12 protein-coding genes are annotated in these 14,382 nt (G+C 69.3%); 3 read left to right on the top strand and 9 right to left on the bottom strand.

Annotated elements, in window-relative coordinates; genetic code table 11:
• Nucleotides 1–181: 181 nt before the first annotated feature.
• Together IEZ31_RS54295 and IEZ31_RS59960 are read right to left on the bottom strand one after the other, a co-directional pair.
• The gene (locus IEZ31_RS54295) at nucleotides 182–577 is read right to left on the bottom strand and encodes a VOC family protein (RefSeq protein ID WP_190258030.1); all 396 of its coding nucleotides are present in this window, start codon (nucleotides 575–577) and stop codon (nucleotides 182–184) included.
• Complete coding sequence (locus IEZ31_RS59960; protein WP_373294884.1) at nucleotides 489–1,487, bottom strand: alpha-L-fucosidase; 999 nt, start codon at nucleotides 1,485–1,487, stop codon at nucleotides 489–491. The genes IEZ31_RS54295 and IEZ31_RS59960 overlap by 89 nt, the downstream gene beginning before the upstream one ends.
• On the opposite strand from IEZ31_RS59960, the gene IEZ31_RS59955 reads away from it, so the two are divergent.
• A complete protein-coding gene (locus tag IEZ31_RS59955) occupies nucleotides 1,377–2,054 on the top strand; it encodes a tetratricopeptide repeat protein (protein ID WP_373294883.1) in 678 nt (225 codons plus the stop codon). The genes IEZ31_RS59960 and IEZ31_RS59955 overlap by 111 nt on opposite strands.
• A gap of 31 nt (nucleotides 2,055–2,085) precedes the next feature.
• Here IEZ31_RS59955 and IEZ31_RS54280 read toward each other — a convergent pair whose 3' ends face one another.
• The 3 genes from IEZ31_RS54280 to IEZ31_RS54270 all read right to left on the bottom strand — a co-directional run bounded on the left by IEZ31_RS54280 (nucleotide 2,086) and on the right by IEZ31_RS54270 (nucleotide 5,023).
• A complete protein-coding gene (locus IEZ31_RS54280) occupies nucleotides 2,086–3,429 on the bottom strand; it encodes a YibE/F family protein (protein ID WP_373294882.1) in 1,344 nt (447 codons plus the stop codon).
• Nucleotides 3,430–3,624: 195 nt separating this feature from the next.
• Nucleotides 3,625–3,771: a hypothetical protein gene (locus tag IEZ31_RS54275; protein ID WP_190258026.1), complete on the bottom strand. Its 147-nt coding sequence runs from the start codon at nucleotides 3,769–3,771 to the stop codon at nucleotides 3,625–3,627.
• A 28-nt stretch (nucleotides 3,772–3,799) separates the two neighbouring features.
• Nucleotides 3,800–5,023, bottom strand: a complete 1,224-nt coding sequence (locus tag IEZ31_RS54270) for a calcium:cation antiporter family protein (RefSeq protein WP_229837267.1) — start codon at nucleotides 5,021–5,023, stop codon at nucleotides 3,800–3,802.
• 217 nt (nucleotides 5,024–5,240) lie between these two features.
• Between IEZ31_RS54270 and IEZ31_RS54265 the strand changes: the two genes are divergently transcribed.
• Nucleotides 5,241–5,648, top strand: coding sequence for an ArsR/SmtB family transcription factor (locus IEZ31_RS54265; protein WP_229837265.1), 408 nt, complete (start codon nucleotides 5,241–5,243; stop codon nucleotides 5,646–5,648).
• Nucleotides 5,649–5,733: 85 nt separating this feature from the next.
• Complete coding sequence (locus tag IEZ31_RS54260) at nucleotides 5,734–6,768, top strand: S66 peptidase family protein (protein ID WP_190258024.1); 1,035 nt, start codon at nucleotides 5,734–5,736, stop codon at nucleotides 6,766–6,768.
• Between the two features lie 33 nt (nucleotides 6,769–6,801).
• Here IEZ31_RS54260 and IEZ31_RS54255 read toward each other — a convergent pair whose 3' ends face one another.
• The 4 genes from IEZ31_RS54255 to IEZ31_RS54240 all read right to left on the bottom strand — a co-directional run.
• Nucleotides 6,802–8,466 (bottom strand): GAF domain-containing sensor histidine kinase, encoded by a 1,665-nt coding sequence (locus IEZ31_RS54255; RefSeq protein ID WP_190258023.1) that lies wholly within the window; start codon nucleotides 8,464–8,466, stop codon nucleotides 6,802–6,804.
• 169 nt (nucleotides 8,467–8,635) lie between these two features.
• The gene (locus IEZ31_RS54250; protein ID WP_190258022.1) at nucleotides 8,636–10,498 is read right to left on the bottom strand and encodes a GAF domain-containing protein; all 1,863 of its coding nucleotides are present in this window, start codon (nucleotides 10,496–10,498) and stop codon (nucleotides 8,636–8,638) included.
• Nucleotides 10,499–10,918: 420 nt separating this feature from the next.
• Nucleotides 10,919–13,753: an AfsR/SARP family transcriptional regulator gene (locus IEZ31_RS54245; protein WP_190258021.1), complete on the bottom strand. Its 2,835-nt coding sequence runs from the start codon at nucleotides 13,751–13,753 to the stop codon at nucleotides 10,919–10,921.
• 204 nt (nucleotides 13,754–13,957) lie between these two features.
• Nucleotides 13,958–14,382: alpha/beta fold hydrolase (locus IEZ31_RS54240; RefSeq protein ID WP_190258020.1), on the bottom strand; the 425-nt coding region annotated here is incomplete at its 5' end.

Raw genomic sequence — 14,382 nt, 5'->3', positions numbered from 1 at the left:
TCATGGCTGGAGGGATCGGGCACAGGCAGCCCGAAATGATGCCTCTCAAGACGCCACCCATCCCGCCGACCGTTGCCATTCACCCCGTCGCGTACCTGACAGCGCACCGCTGCGGCGGCAGCGGCCTGGCTGCGGGCTTCGACGCCGTCGACAACCCCGGCGGCGTCGGTCCGGTGCGGTGTCATGCCGGGCCGGCGGCGACCTCGGCGTTGCTGCGGAGGATGCAGAACTCGTTTCCCTCGGGATCGGCGAGCACGACCCAACCGGTCCCGTCGGGGTTGCGTCGGTCGGCGACAGTGGTCGCACCCAACTCGATCAGCCGGGACAGTTCAGCATCGCGAGAGCCTTCAACCGGGCGTAGGTCGAAGTGGATTCTGTTCTTGACCTGCTTTGCGTCTGGCACCTCGACAAACAGCAGGCGATGCTTCCCGTCGCGCGAGAAGATCATGCATTCCTCGTGTCCCGGCTCGTTCGGATCGTCGGGGTCGTCAACGTAGTCCAGGACGGCTTGCCACCATCGGGACAAGGGGTATGCATCGGCACAGTCCACGGTGGTGTGGGAGATGAAGGACGTCACCCGGGCATCGTCGCAGGACGCGTCGAGATGGTCGAGGAGATTGCGGCACCAGCCATGGGCGGGCTGCCAGCCGTGGCCGGCGCCGCGGTAGAGGTCGAGTTCGCCGTCGAGTTCGACGGCGAGGACGGTGGCGTACGGGTCGAGCCGGGTCGGGGCGTCGATGCAGAGCACACCGGGTACGTTGTGCGCCGGGAAGCCACCGAGCGTGCGGTGGTCCAGCTCTTCCCCGGTCCCCACGACGGTGACCCGGCGGACGGCGTTGTGCAGGCCACGCACCGCCACCATCTCCCGGAGTGCCTAAGCAGGTCAGGTAGATGGTTCGCCGGTCCACCGCGACGGTTGAGGGGCCGTAGTGATGTCCGTACGGCAGGCCCGCGACCGTTCCGAACACCGCGTCGGAGTGCCGGCGGATCCAGGCTCCGAGCCCTTCCAGCCGTTCGGCGTGCTCGGGGATGATCGTGCCGTCCTCCTGCGGCCCGACGTCGAGCAACAGGTTGCCGCCGGCGCCGACGGTCTCGGCGAAAACCCGGATGAGCTGGCGCAGCGGCTTGTGGTTGTGGTCGGCATGCTGGAACCCCCAAGAGTCGTTGATCGTGTAGCAGAGCTCCCACGGGCCCTCGGGCCAGACGATCGGCACGCCCTGCTCGGGCGTGAGCCGGGGATCGGGATGGGGGCGCTGGAACGGCGTCACCGCGGGGCGGCCGGTGACGACTCCCTCGTGCTCGCGGCAACGCCGTTTCCGGACGACACGCTGGGTCCTGAACAGGAACCCTGGATCACCCTGCTCGCGTCCGGTCAGATGCCGGCTGCGGCATCGGGGGCACCGGGCACGGCACCGGTGTCGTACGTGACCGACGCGGCGTGGGAACCGTACCTGAAAGCCGCGGAGGGCTGGCTTGCGCGGCTGCATGAGGGCGTACTGTATGCCGCCCGGGGCGACCTTGCGGCAGCCGAGAAGGCTTGGTCACGGTCGATCGAGGACACCCCGAACGCGTGGGCTTGGCGCAACCTCGGCGCCTTGGCGGCGCATCGCGGCCAAACGCCGGATGCGGTTCGCTTCTACCGGCAGGCCCACCGGATGGCTCCCGACCTGCTGCCGCTGACTCATGAACTGCTGGATGTCCTTGTCCGCGCGGACCTCCCTTCCCTGGCCCTCGCGACGGTCGAGGAACTGCATGCCGATCACCGCGCCGACGGCCGAGTGCGGATGTTCGAGGCCCGGGCCGCGCTCGACGCGGGCGATGTCGACCGCTGCCGCGCCCTCATCGATCAGGGAATCGAGGTCGCGACCGTCAGGGAAGGCGAAAACTCACTCCGCGAGCTGTGGCACGACTGCCAGCAGCGCCGGATGGACACCGGTGGGCACGACAACGTCGCAGGGCGGCCGACGCAGGTGCCGGCACTGCCCAAGATCTACGACTTCACCTTGCACCCGGAAGCCTCCCGACCCCGGAACCACGACCGCGACACCCGATGACGTCGACCCACCCGCGGACGTGGCGGTGTGGTCATCGGGTGGGTCCGGGCCGCTCGGCGTCGGGTTCGTCCCAGGTCCAGCGGGCGCGGGGCGGCACCGCGGCGCTCGGTGCCGGGGTCCCGAGCGGTGGCTCGGCGTGACGGCGGACCGCGGCCTCCCTCGCCGGCGCCTTCGGCGACGGGTGGTGACGGTGGTGGCGGCTGGCGATGAGCGCGGCGAGGGCGGTGGTGATCGGTACGGCGGCGATGAGGCCGATGGTGCCGACAGCCGAGCGGACGATCTCCTGGGCCAGCAGCTGGGAGGTGAGGACTTCCCCGAGCGGTTGGTTGCTGGCGGCGAGTAGCAACAGCAGCGGCAGGGACGCGCCGGCGTAGGCGAGCACGATGGTGTTGACGACCGAGGCGATGTGGGCTCGGCCGATCCGGCTGGCCGCCCGGTACACCTGAGCGAAGCCCAGCGTGTGGTTGGCCGCGGACAGCTCCGCCACGGTGAACGCCTGGGTCACCGCGACGTCGTCGAGGACGCCGAGGGAGCCGATGAGGATGCCGGCGAGCAGCAGCCCGCGCATGTCGACGTCGTGGTACATCACGGTCAGGAACGACGACTCCTCGCTGGCCACGCCGTTGAGGCTGGTCGCCGCCGTGGCCACCTGGGACAGCACCCCGGTCAGGCACAGGCTGGCCAGCGTGCCGACCACCGCCACCGAGGTCGCGGTGTTGAACCCGTGGGTCAGGTACAGCACCGCGAGCATGATCGCCGCCGAGCCGACGACCGCGACGAGCAGCGTCGGTTTGCCGGCCAGGATGGCCGGCACGATGAAGTAGAGCAGCACCCCGAACGTCACGCCGAGTCCGGCCAGGGCGGTCACGCCCCGCCATCGACCGAACGCAATGATCGCCACGGCGAAGCATGCGACCAGCAGCCACAACTGCATGCCCCGCTCCGCGTCGATGATCTGGTACTGCGGAGCAGCGGCTGGGTCGGCTGGGTCGTCCTGGGTGATGACGAGGACGACCCGGTCACCGACCTCGACTCGGACCGCGCCCGGACCGGCCGGGACGTCGCTGTTGACCAGCTGCCCGCGGCCCGGACCGTCGGTGATCCTGACCTGCACGCTGCCGCAGTCCGACGGCATACCCGCAGGGGCCGCCGCCGGATCCACGTCCGGGCAGGGCGCATGATGCACAGCGCGGACCTCGCCGCTGGCGCGGATCGCGCCGCCCCCGGTGTCCACCCGGTACCCTTCGCGCGGCCACAGCAGCGCCATCGCCACCACGACGAGCACCCCGGCCGGCACGATCACTGCCAGGCTCAGCCGCACCGCCCGCCGCGACAGCCGGACCGACCCGTGCGCGCCGTGACTGTGCGCCACCAGCGAGTCGGCAGGCCCGACACGCTCCGCGCCGTCCAGCGGCCCATCCTGTCCGTCCCGTCCGTCCCGTCCGTCCCGCACCATCGTCCCCTCAATCTCAAGGCACGCTCCAAGGAACCACCGCAGCGGCCGTGCATGCCGGCGGCCGCTGCGAGGATGACGTCACCGGTGAGACCGGTGCGGTCGCCGGCCCGCCGGCTACCGGCGGCCCTGCAGTTTGGCGAGCAGCCGACGCAGTCGCTGCTGGTTCTCAGGCCTGGCGAGCTGGCGCCGGCCCTGCTGGATCAGGCGCTGTCCTTTCGGGCTGGTGAGGAATGCGCGGATACGCTGCGACAGCGTTGCCATGTCTGCTCCTTCAGGGAGGTTTCACGCGTCAGTGGACGACGGCTTCTTCGTTGTGCTGCATCCGGGTCCGGCGAAACGGCGCGGAGAGGGTGGACACGATGTGCCGCCGGTTGCGGATCAGGGCACCGGCAGCGAGAGCGGTGTAGACCGCGCTGAGGACGTAGCGGGCTTCCTGCCCGGGGAAGACGAACTGCAACGCGAAGAGGGCGAGCAGGGTGACCGCGAGCCAGCGCGGGAATCGCAGCGCCAGCAGCGCCGCCACGCCGAGCAGGGTCTGGGTGGCGGTGAGCAGAAACTCCTCGACCTGCCGGCCGTCGAGTGCGAGCGCGGGGCCGCCACCACCGATCAGGTACGCGATGGGCAGGCTGCCGACGAGCAGGGTCCATTGGTTGACCTTGCTGGAGATCAGGGTGCCGATCGCGTCCGAGCCCCTGCCCTGCACGGCGAACAGGATCGCGACAATGAACTCGGGGGCCTCGGAGGCCAGCGGCGCCAGCCATTGGACCAGCAGGAACTCGTCGATGCCCAAGTCGCGGCCGGTGGTGATGAGGGAGTCCGCGAACGGCTCGGCGGAGGCCACGATGACCGCCGCCGCGAAGCCGAACAGGCCGATCACCAGAGCCCGGCGCGGCCGCGCCGGGAGCCCGCCGATGTTCGCCGCGGGCCCGACCAGGTCGGGCTCCTCGGCCTCGACGCGGGAGACCTTCCACAGGTAGAAGGCGAAGAAGCCGAGCAGGGCGAAGCCGAGGACGAGATGGATCTGCCCGGTGAGCGGAATCACGAAGGCGACGATCGAGGCGATCGCGAGAAAGCCCAACTCGACGCGGTGCCCGGATTCCAGGACCAGTTCCTTCACGGTACGGCCGGAGCGCCGCGACGCCACCACCAACCCGATGATCACCACGACCGACCAGCCGAGACCGAGCAGCAGCCGGTTCGAGCCGGTCATGTTCGCGGCCGCATACGGCACGTAGGCGGGATCGCTGCCGGCGGTGTGCGCGAAGTACAGGTCGACGGCGTACTCGGGCAGGACCGCGATCACCGCGAGGATGGCGATCGCGAGCGAACCGGAGATGTCGACCCGGGCGGCTTCGGCAGCCCAGGCGAGCAGGAACGACGCCGCCACCACGGCGGCGCCGAAGAGCAGCAGCCCGAGCAGCGCCGGGGCCTCGACCCCGCCGAACCGTAGGGCCAGCCCAGGAACCGTCAACACGATGCACAACGCGATCGGGCGGAGCAGGTTGACGGGCACGGCAGCCTCCGGCGGCGCTCGGCCATGACCGGAGATCGGGGGAACTCCGGCCAGGGCATGGTCACTGGCCGAAGGTCTCGTCCACCCGCTGCAACACGGGCCCCGGCGCCGGAGGTCGCAGGACCTCAGTGTGTCGACGGTCGGGCTTGGCGGACTACTCCCCTTCGAACACGACCAGTCTGGCACACCCTTCGTCATATACGCAACTAACGGAGCGTTGAGCTGGCGCGACGAAGCCCCGACAGGGAAGACTCAAGCCATGGCGAACCATCCCGGTCCGGGGCCGACGCTGATCCCGACCGCCGACCCGGACGCGCCGACCCAGCCGCAGCTGCATGCCGCCGCGGCCACCTTCGCACTCCTGAGCAGCCCCGCCAGGTTGCACCTGGTATGGCTGATGGCCCATGAACGCGCCGATGTGGGAACACTCGCCGGACTGATCGGTCTCAGCGTCACCACCACCAGCCAGCACCTCGGCAAGCTCCGACTCGCCGGCGTCATCACCGCACGCAAACAGGGCCGGCACGTCTTCTACGCCGTCGAGGACCCGCACGTACTCATGCTCATCGATCAAATCTTCAGCCACATCGCACCCGACGGCACACTCGCCCCCGACCCGCAGTGATCCACCGGCCATCGATCGCACCTACGACCGCAACCCGACCGGCAAATACGTAGCGAGTTGGTGCGCGCGTGGGGACACTGCCTCGATGACCGGCTCCGCACTGCCTCAACCGCTTCGACCTCGTGCCCTGAGGCCCGGCGATCTCGTCGTTATCGCGGCGCTGTCCGGGCCACTCCCTGCCGCTTACGAGCCCAACGTCGAGCAGGCGGTGGTTGTGCTCGAACGGATGGGATTCCGCGTGCGTCTTGCACCGCTCCTCGAAGTGGGGCGCCGCCATTGGTGGAGCGCGGCTACGCCGGCGGAGATCGCCGCGGAGCTCAACAGCCTCCTGCGTGATGCCGAGGTGCGCGCGATCATCGCGAATGACGGCGGCCAGACGGCGTTCGGCTACCTCGACCTGATCGACATTGAGGCGATCAAGGCCGACCCCAAGCCGATCCTCGGCTACAGCGACATCTCCCTGCTGCATCTGGTGCTCTTTGCACGCACGGGTCTGGTCGGGTTCCATGCCGACATGGCCGTCCCTGGCTTCGGCGGGCATTGGCAGGCCGTGCCAGCGACCCGCCGAGCGGAGTTCGAGAAGCTCTACTCCAGGTTGCTGACCGGCACCGAGGCGATCGGTGCGCTGCCTGCGAGCCCGTCGTGGGAGTGCTGGCGCGCCGGTCGTGCCGAGGGCCGGCTGATCGGCGGGGTGATCAATCGCATCGCGCTGGTACAGGCGACGCGGTTCGCGGTGCCGCTCGAATGGTTCGACGGCGCGGTGCTGTTCTGGGAGGAGATGGGCGGCCAGGCTTCCTACGTGTGGAGCTATCTGCAGGTGCTGCGGCACTGCGGCATTCTCGATCGGATCTCCGGCATGGTCGTCGGCGTTCCGCGCGAGATCATCGGACTTGAGGCGCCCGACGCGTCCCCGACGCTTGCCGAGATAGTCCTCGACGTCCTCGGCGACCGTGACATCCCGGTCCTGGGCAACGTTGACTTCGGTCATGCCGGCCCGAATCTGCCGATGCCGGTCGGCATCCGCGTCGGCCTTGATGCGCAGCAGCTGACATTGTCCCTACTCGAACCAGCAGTGCAGCCGCTCGCGACAACACCACCGGCCGGCCGGCACCGCGGATGAGTGAGCCGACGGCCCCGGCAGCAACGACGGCGGTCATTTACCGATGGGCAACTCGACCTGCATGGAGGTGCCGTGACCGGCGGGGCTGTCGACTGTGATCGTTCCGCCCAGCGCTTCGATGCGGTCGGCGAGTCCGATGAGGCCGGAGCCTCGTGCCGGATCGGCGCCACCGATGCCGTCGTCGCGCGCCGACAGGTGGAGCGAGCCGTTCCGCATCGCCGCCTCGACGCGTACATGCGATGCGTGCGCGTGCTTGGCGGCGTTGGCGAGCGCCTCCGCGACGACGTAGTAGGCCGCTACCTCGATGGGCTCGGGAAGCCGGCTTGGGAGGTGCACGTCGAGGTCCACCGCGACAGGGCTACGACGCGCCAGTGCCTTGAACGCGGGCCGCAGACCGCCCTCGGACAGGATCGCCGGGTGGATGCCCCGCGATATCTCTCGCATGTCGTCCAGCGCGGTGGTCAGTTCGTCTGCGATCGCGGACAGTTGCGCCCGGGGCCCGGCAGCTGTCTCGGGCGGCAGGCTCGCCTCGGCGTTGCGCACGTCCAGCCCGAGCGAGACGAGCTGCTGCTGGATGCCGTCATGCAGGTCGCGCTCGATGCGTCGGCGCGCCTGGTCGGCGGCGACCACCACCCGGGCCCGGGAGGCGACCAGGTTGGCGCGGGCGTCGGCGCTGGCGATGGCGGTGGCGACCAGGTCGGTGTAGTCGGTCAGTCGTGCCTCGGCGTCCTGCTGGAGCGGCTCCTCGTTCGTCGAGAGGCCGACCAGCGCACCCCAGAGGCGTCCCTCGACGTAGATCGGGGCACCGACCGCCGAGCGGACGCCATGATCGCGGAGCTCAGCGGCGACCGGACCCGGAGCGTCCGCGTAGGTCTCCATCCGGGCGGCCCGACCACTGCGCAACACCAGCACGGAGAGATTGCCGCCTTCCAGCGACACGCGGCTGCCGACCGGGATCATCACATCGAGCACGCCCCAGGCTGCGACCACGGTCGCCGTGCCGTCGGCCTCGTAGCGGACAAGCCTCGCGCCGTCGGCGCCGATGAGGCGCGCCACCTCCGCGGCGACCGCAGAGAAGACCTCAGTCGGGGGCACGGCATGCGCAACGAGCGTGGCGACGCGCCTCAGCGCAGACTGCTGGTCCAGGAGCCGGGTGAGCTCATCGCGGCTCTCGGCGTTTGCGATGGCGGTGGCTACGAGTTCGGTGAAGTCGGCGATCTGCGACTCCGTGTTCGCGGGGAACGGCGCCTCGCCCTTCGTCGAGGCGGCGATCACGCCCCAGAGGCGTCCGGCGACGATGATCGGACAACCGACCGACGAGCGGATTCCCAGCCGTCGAGCCTCTTCTGCAATTGGGCCGGTGGCGTGAGCGAAACTGTCTATCCGCGCTGCACCGCACGCGTGCTGCACGATCGCGGCGATACTCGTACCTTCGAGGACGAACCGCGTGCTGATGGCGAGTTGGCTGCCGTCCTCTCTGCTCCAGATGCCTACGCCGGTCACGCTGCCGTCCGTCTCGTAGCGCTCCATGCGTGCCAGATCGGCCCCGCAGAGCTGGCCGACCTCGGCAGTCACAGCCTCGAAGACCTTGGCAGGAGACACCGTCTGCGCAACCAGCGTGGCGATTCGCCTCAGCGCAGACTGCTCCTCCAGGAGACGACGCAACTCGCCCCGGCTGACTTCGAGCGTTTTCGTCATGGTTTGAAGAACCGTTCCAGCGCACCGATCTCGGACCTGCCGTGCTCCAGCGTCCACCGACAGACCGGGCTTACCTTACAATTATGACAAAAAGGACGCCGGACGCCTACGTTCGCTCCTGACCAACCCGAGCACCCGGCTACAAGAAACGCCGATGAGCACGCGCACATCAGCGGGTTGCGAATGGCACGTCGATGAAGAGTCGGATGTCGCGCTCCGGGCTGCTTTCGATCGTCGTCGCGCCGCCCAGCGCCTCGACACGGTCGCGGATGCCGACCAGTCCGGGACCTGACGCGGCGTCCCCGGTCGGCATGCCGTTGATCTCGATGTGGAGCAGCAGCCGACCGCTGCGCCCGGACGCCTCGATGTTGACCAGGGTCGTGTGCGGATGTTCGTTCGCGAGGGCGAGGGCTTCGGCAACCATGTGATAGGTGCCGGTCTCCACCCGCTCGTCGAGCCGTTCAGGAAGGTCGAGGCTCGTCTCGACCGGAACCTGCGAGCGACGGGCCAACGATCGGACCGCCGACGGCAGGCCACGCTGCGAGAGGATCGCCGGGTGCACGTCACGGGCGATGCTCGCGAGGTCGTCCAACGCTCCGCTCATGCGGGCAGTCAACACGGAAACCTGGGTGTGGAGTTCGGTGAGGTTTGCCGGTATCTGCGCATCCAGCGCTTGCAACGCCCACAGCGACGCCATCAACCGCTGCTGCGGCCCGTTGTGCAGCTTCCGCTCGATCGTGCGGCGGGTCTCGTCGGCGGCGAACATGATTCGCGCGCGTGCCTCGGCTACGTCCGTGCGCGCCTGGTGGTCGGCGACCGCGATCGCGACGAGGTCCGTGAACGGCGCGGCCCGGGACATGACGTCCTCGGGCAGCGCCTCCCGCCGCCGTGACATCAGCCGCAACACGCCCCAGGCGCGGCCGGCGACGATGACCGGCATCCCGATCGCGACCTGCAGGCCGAAGTGGGCGGGTCGCTGCCATGCGGGTGCCGGGGCGCCGGGGCGGGTGAGGCAGACCGCACGGCCGGACTGCAGCACCTGGGCGGCCATGCCTTCCGGCTCGAGCCGGACCCGTTCCGCGGCGGACAGATCCCACTGCGCGTGGCTCCACGTCGCCGCAATACTCGCGGTACCGTCGCGCTCGAAGTGCAGCAGGTCGGCCAGGTCGGCGCGGAAGAGCGTGCCGGCCTGCTCGGTGACCGCGTCGAACACCGCTTCGGGTGGTTGCCCACCCGCGGCCATCGTCGCCGCACCACACAACGCCGACTGCTCGGCGACCTTCTCGTTCAGCGAGTGTCGCCGCTGCGCCAACGCACTGACCATGTCGTTGAACACGCGTTGACATCGGCCGGTCTCCGCGGGACCGTCCTCGCGCACCCGGATGTCGAGCTCGCCGTCGGCGACCTGGCCCGCAGCGGTCTCGAGCCTGCGCACCGAACTCGCGACCGCCGTCGCGCGGCGGCGCATCAGCACCAGGGCGACCACCGAGAACAACGGCAGTACGACGCCGGCGAGGATGCCCGCGTTGCTGTGCGTCTCGGCCCTCGCCCGGGCCGCGACGGTGGACCGGGTCACCAGTTCCAGCAGGCGGTCCAGGTACGACCGAACCAGGTCGGCGTGTCGGCGCGCCGCCAGCATGATCGCATCCGGCACGGCACGGCCACCGGAACGGCTCGCCGCCAGAGCCGGTGACAGGTAGTTCCTGAGGTACTCGCTCAAGTACAGATTGATCTGCCGGACCAACGTGATCTTGACGGGGTCGTGTGCGACGCTGCCTTCCAGCTCCCGCTCCCGATGCGGAATCACGTTCAGATCGTCGGCCAGACGCGTGCGGAACAGCTGGTCGCCATCGACCGCAAGACCACACCGGGCTGCCTCGGCATCCGTCACGAGCAGTGCCAGCGCTGTCACAGCGGATCTCGCCCGGTCCTCGGCCTCGGCTGTGCGCTCGGCCCGCCGCCGCTGATCGAAGGAAATGAACATGGTGCCGAGCGCAGCGCAGATCGCCATCACGAACACGACGGTGAGCACCGACGAGGATCTGGCTGGCCCGCGCATCCGTACGATCGCCTCCTATCGGATCTGGCGGTGGATCGCCATGCGGCTACCCCTCCCGGCAAACACCGCACACCGGGGCGCCCCCGCCACCCCGGATCTCACTTCGCTCCCGACGGCGGCGTCCGGCATCGGCAGAACTGGCCAACTTGGTCACGCGGCTACGGCAGGGTGAGGCCGGCTCGCCTCGGTACCGTCGACGGCCGCGGGTGGAGGCAGGACGGTGAGTCTGCGGGTGAAAGGCATCGTCGCTCGGTGTGCGACCGGTGGTGTGGGTTGGCGGGCCACCGCCGGCGTTGGGCGCCGCGGTGCGCGCCGCCGGGGCAGCGCAGTCAACTGCAACCCGGCACCCGCCAACCGGCCCGCGCAAGCGCGGCAGACCTGGTCTCGACCGATTCAGCGAGAGTGTGCACTCCAGGCCGCAAGCTGCGCCCTGACGCGCGCGATGGTCGTAGCACCGTCGGTGTCATCATCGAGCGCGGTGGTTTCGCGGATGTGTTCGGGTCCGGTCGCAAGGGTCAGATATCGACGCCACGCCTCGGCGGCTTCGTCCAACCGGCCCAGCTCTGCGAGGACCGCACCATGCGAGTGGAGCAGCCGCAGCTCGGCATGGGCGGCACCGTCACGGCGAAATACGTTCAATGCGTGCTCTGCGTCATCGGCCGCCTCTTCGAAGCGACCCGTCCGCGCCAATGCCCGTGAACGACCCGAAAGTATGTGCGGTTCGAGAGAGAGGAGGTTTCCCGCCGGGCCGGCAAGCTGCCGGGCTTCATCGAACGCCTCCACCGCATCCTCGCAGCGCCCGGCCCAGAGGTATCCGAGTCCCAGGGAATGGACCGACATGGCCAGCGTCGGCTGGTCCTCGAGCTCACGGACGACCGCCACTGACTGTTGGAGCATCGCGATCCGCTCGGCCGAATCCATCGGCAGCGTGACGCCCATGCTGCGATAGACAGCGGCCAAGCCGGGAGCATCGCCGGCCTGGCGATACGCGGCGACGGCTTTCTCGAAGTACGTCCGGGCGCGGTCGTGCTGATCGGTGCGGGCGAAGTTGGAGGCCGCATCTCGGTAGACCTCGGCTCGTACCGCGAGGTCGTCGACGTGTTCAGTCGCTCCGAGCGCGAGTTCGGCGAAGGGCAACATGTCGCGCCGGGCATCGATCGCCTGGCTCATCGGCCGCCAGTCGAGCATCAGCAAGAGCGCCGACCGGTGGTCGCCCAGGTCGAGTGCTCGGCGGAAGACGGCGTGCAGGACGTGCCGGTCGTCCGCGTACCACGCCGTGGCGTCGGTGCTTGACGTGAACTCCTCGGCGACCACGCCGTTCAGCACATCGGCGGCCCTGGCTGTCGGGGTCTGCCCGAAGCTGGCGATCGCACGGCCGGCCGAATGGACGTAGTGATTGACGAGGCGGCGAGATGCGTCGGCGAAGCCGTCGCCAAGCAGTTCGGTCGCGTACTCGCGAACGAGATCATGGAATGCGTACCGATCGGGCCTCGTCGGACGAAGCATGTTGGCGCGGGTAAGCTCGTCCAGCACCTCGCGCGTTCGGCGGCGACCCAGCCCGGACATGCTGACCGCGGCAGCGGCCGATATTTCCGGGCCCGGGTGAGCGCTGAGAACGGCGAACACCCGTGCGGCGTCGCCGGTCAGACCTTGCCGTGACCAGGAAATGACGTTGCTGAGGTCCACCTCCGCGCTTCCGGCGTTCAGCACGGGGAGCACAGGTCGCCCCACAGCGAGCTCCGAGACGAACAGATCAAGCGGGAAGTGCGGATTGACTTGGGCTCGCGCCGCCACGACCGCGAGCGCGAGGGGAAGGCCGCCGCAGGCTCGCCCGAGTCGTATGAGGGCCTCGCGGTGATCCCGGACCTGGTATCGGGGAAGCCGCTGAACGAAGAACTCGACGGCTTCCTCATCGTCGAACGGCTCAAGCACGATCGGCTCGACCTGATTGAACGCCACCAAGCCCGGCAGGGCATTGCGGCTGGTGATGATCGTCAGGTTGTCACCCGCGCCGGGCAGGAGGGGCTCAACCTGGTGGTAGTCGCGCGCGTTGTCCAATACCAGGAGTACCCGCCGGCCGGCCAGGCGGCTGCGCAGCAATCCCGATCGGGCCCCGAGCGAATCGGGCATCATCTGGGCCACCACGCCGAGGCCGTGCAAGAGGTCCTGAAGGGCATCGAGCGGATCGGTCGGGCGGGCGGCCGCGTCGAACCCTCGAAGGTTGACGTACAGTTGGCCATCAGGGAAGTGGTCTGCGACGTCAGCCGCGTGCCGAAGCGCGAGCGAGGTCTTGCCCACGCCCGCCATCCCGGTGATGAGTAGGCGACGGGAAGCGACCCGATCAGTCGCGAGGGCGGCGAGTTCCGCGCGGCGGCCGGTGAAGGTGGGCAGGGGGCTGGGCAACTGCGCCGGAACCGTGTCCGCGGGGCTGAGGGTGGGCCGTTCCCCGGAGGCTCCGTCGCGCAGCGCAAGCGTGTGTGCCGTTTCGAGTGCCGCACCAGGCGACGTCCCGAGCTCGTCTCTGAGCGCCTCGCGGACAGTCCGGTAGACCGCCAGCGCCTCAGCGACGCGACCCGTCCGGTGCAGCGCGGCAATCTCATGCGCCCGAAGCGACTCGTCGAGCGGATGTCGACTGCCGGCCGCACGAAGAACCGGCAGCACCGCCGCGTGGTCATCAGCGGTCTCGCAGAGGTTGGCCGCGGCGACGACGGCCCGAATGCGTTCATCCTCCAGACCGACGAACACGGGGAGCGCGCGTAGCCCTTCGTCGCCTGCCGGGGCGCTCGCGATGTCCAGTGCCGCAAGGTAGAGGCGGAGCGCATCGCGCCGACCGCCACTCTCGACCAGACGCACCGCTCGTTCGACGAACGCGCGGAAGCGCAGCACGTCGGAGTTCTCCGCGTCGAGTATCAGACGGTATCCGCGGCCCGCGGAGGTGATGTAGCGGCCCTTGTGCCGAGGCGGCAGACCGGGTTCACAGAGCCGCCGAAGGGCACCGACATGCCTGTGCACCTGGTTGACCACCGACGCCGCCGGCTCGCCCGGCCACAGCGTGTCGATCAGTTCCGAGAGCGTGACCAGCTCGCTCGGTGTAGCGAGCAGCATCGACAGGATCCCGCGCTGCTTGGGTTGCGTGATCTCAACGGCAACCCCGTCGCGGACAAGGCGGACATAGCCAAAAAGACCGAAGCGGATTATTCCGTCGGTCTTGGCCTCATCCTGCGCCATTCCGCCCAAACGTTATGCACCTCTGACGTACCGCCCGGCCGACTGCCAGGGTGCGGCCGAGCGTAGCAGCCCTCGAACTCAATCCGTCCTGCCGGAAGACAGCCTCGATGCCGCGGCCGGACGAGTCAGGCGCTATCGCTGGCGACGACGCCGAGCGTGCCCCGGTCCGTGGTGGGTGGTGGACCGGGGCACTTGCCGCAGGCGTCAGGAGGTCGCCCTGGCGGCGTCCTCGATGAGGTCGGCGGTGATCTTCGGGTGGCTGATCATGACGATGTGGGATGCGGTCGGGACCTCGACGACCTTGCGGAAGTTCGCGCGGCTGTACATCCACCGCTCGCACGCGGGCGGGATCGCCTTGTCCCGGCCGGCGACCAGCCCCCAGGACGGGATCGTTCGCCACGCGGCGGCCTGGGTCGGGTAGCCGAAGGAGTCCGCGTCGAACGGCCGCTGCGTGGCCTGCAGGAGCCGGAACGACGCCGCGGGAATGTCGGCGGCGAAGGCCGCCTGGCCGTCCTTGCTCAGGTACAGGTCGGTGCCGGTGGTGCCGTCGGCCTTCGTGTACGGGACCGGCACGCTCACGGGCAGGACCTCGCTGCCCGGGAACTTGTTGATGAGATCCCCCTGCGTCT

It is taken from the genome of Dactylosporangium sucinum (genome assembly GCF_014647515.1).
Classification (GTDB): Bacteria; Actinomycetota; Actinomycetes; order Mycobacteriales; family Micromonosporaceae; genus Dactylosporangium; species Dactylosporangium sucinum.
Note: the sequence above shows the minus strand (reverse complement) of the source record. Positions and strands in the feature narration are given on the sequence as shown.

What these genes read in the sequence shown, in the direction of transcription:
- IEZ31_RS59955 (WP_373294883.1), top strand. Translation starts at nt 1,377, where the DNA reads ATGCCGGCTGCGGCATCGGGGGCACCGGGCACGGCACCGGTGTCGTAC.
- IEZ31_RS59960 (WP_373294884.1), bottom strand. Translation starts at nt 1,487, where the DNA reads ATGCAGCCGCGCAAGCCAGCCCTCCGCGGCTTTCAGGTACGGTTCCCA.
- IEZ31_RS54275 (WP_190258026.1), bottom strand. Translation starts at nt 3,771, where the DNA reads ATGGCAACGCTGTCGCAGCGTATCCGCGCATTCCTCACCAGCCCGAAA.
- IEZ31_RS54260 (WP_190258024.1), top strand. Translation starts at nt 5,734, where the DNA reads ATGACCGGCTCCGCACTGCCTCAACCGCTTCGACCTCGTGCCCTGAGG.
- IEZ31_RS54255 (WP_190258023.1), bottom strand. Translation starts at nt 8,466, where the DNA reads ATGACGAAAACGCTCGAAGTCAGCCGGGGCGAGTTGCGTCGTCTCCTG.
- IEZ31_RS54245 (WP_190258021.1), bottom strand. Translation starts at nt 13,753, where the DNA reads ATGGCGCAGGATGAGGCCAAGACCGACGGAATAATCCGCTTCGGTCTT.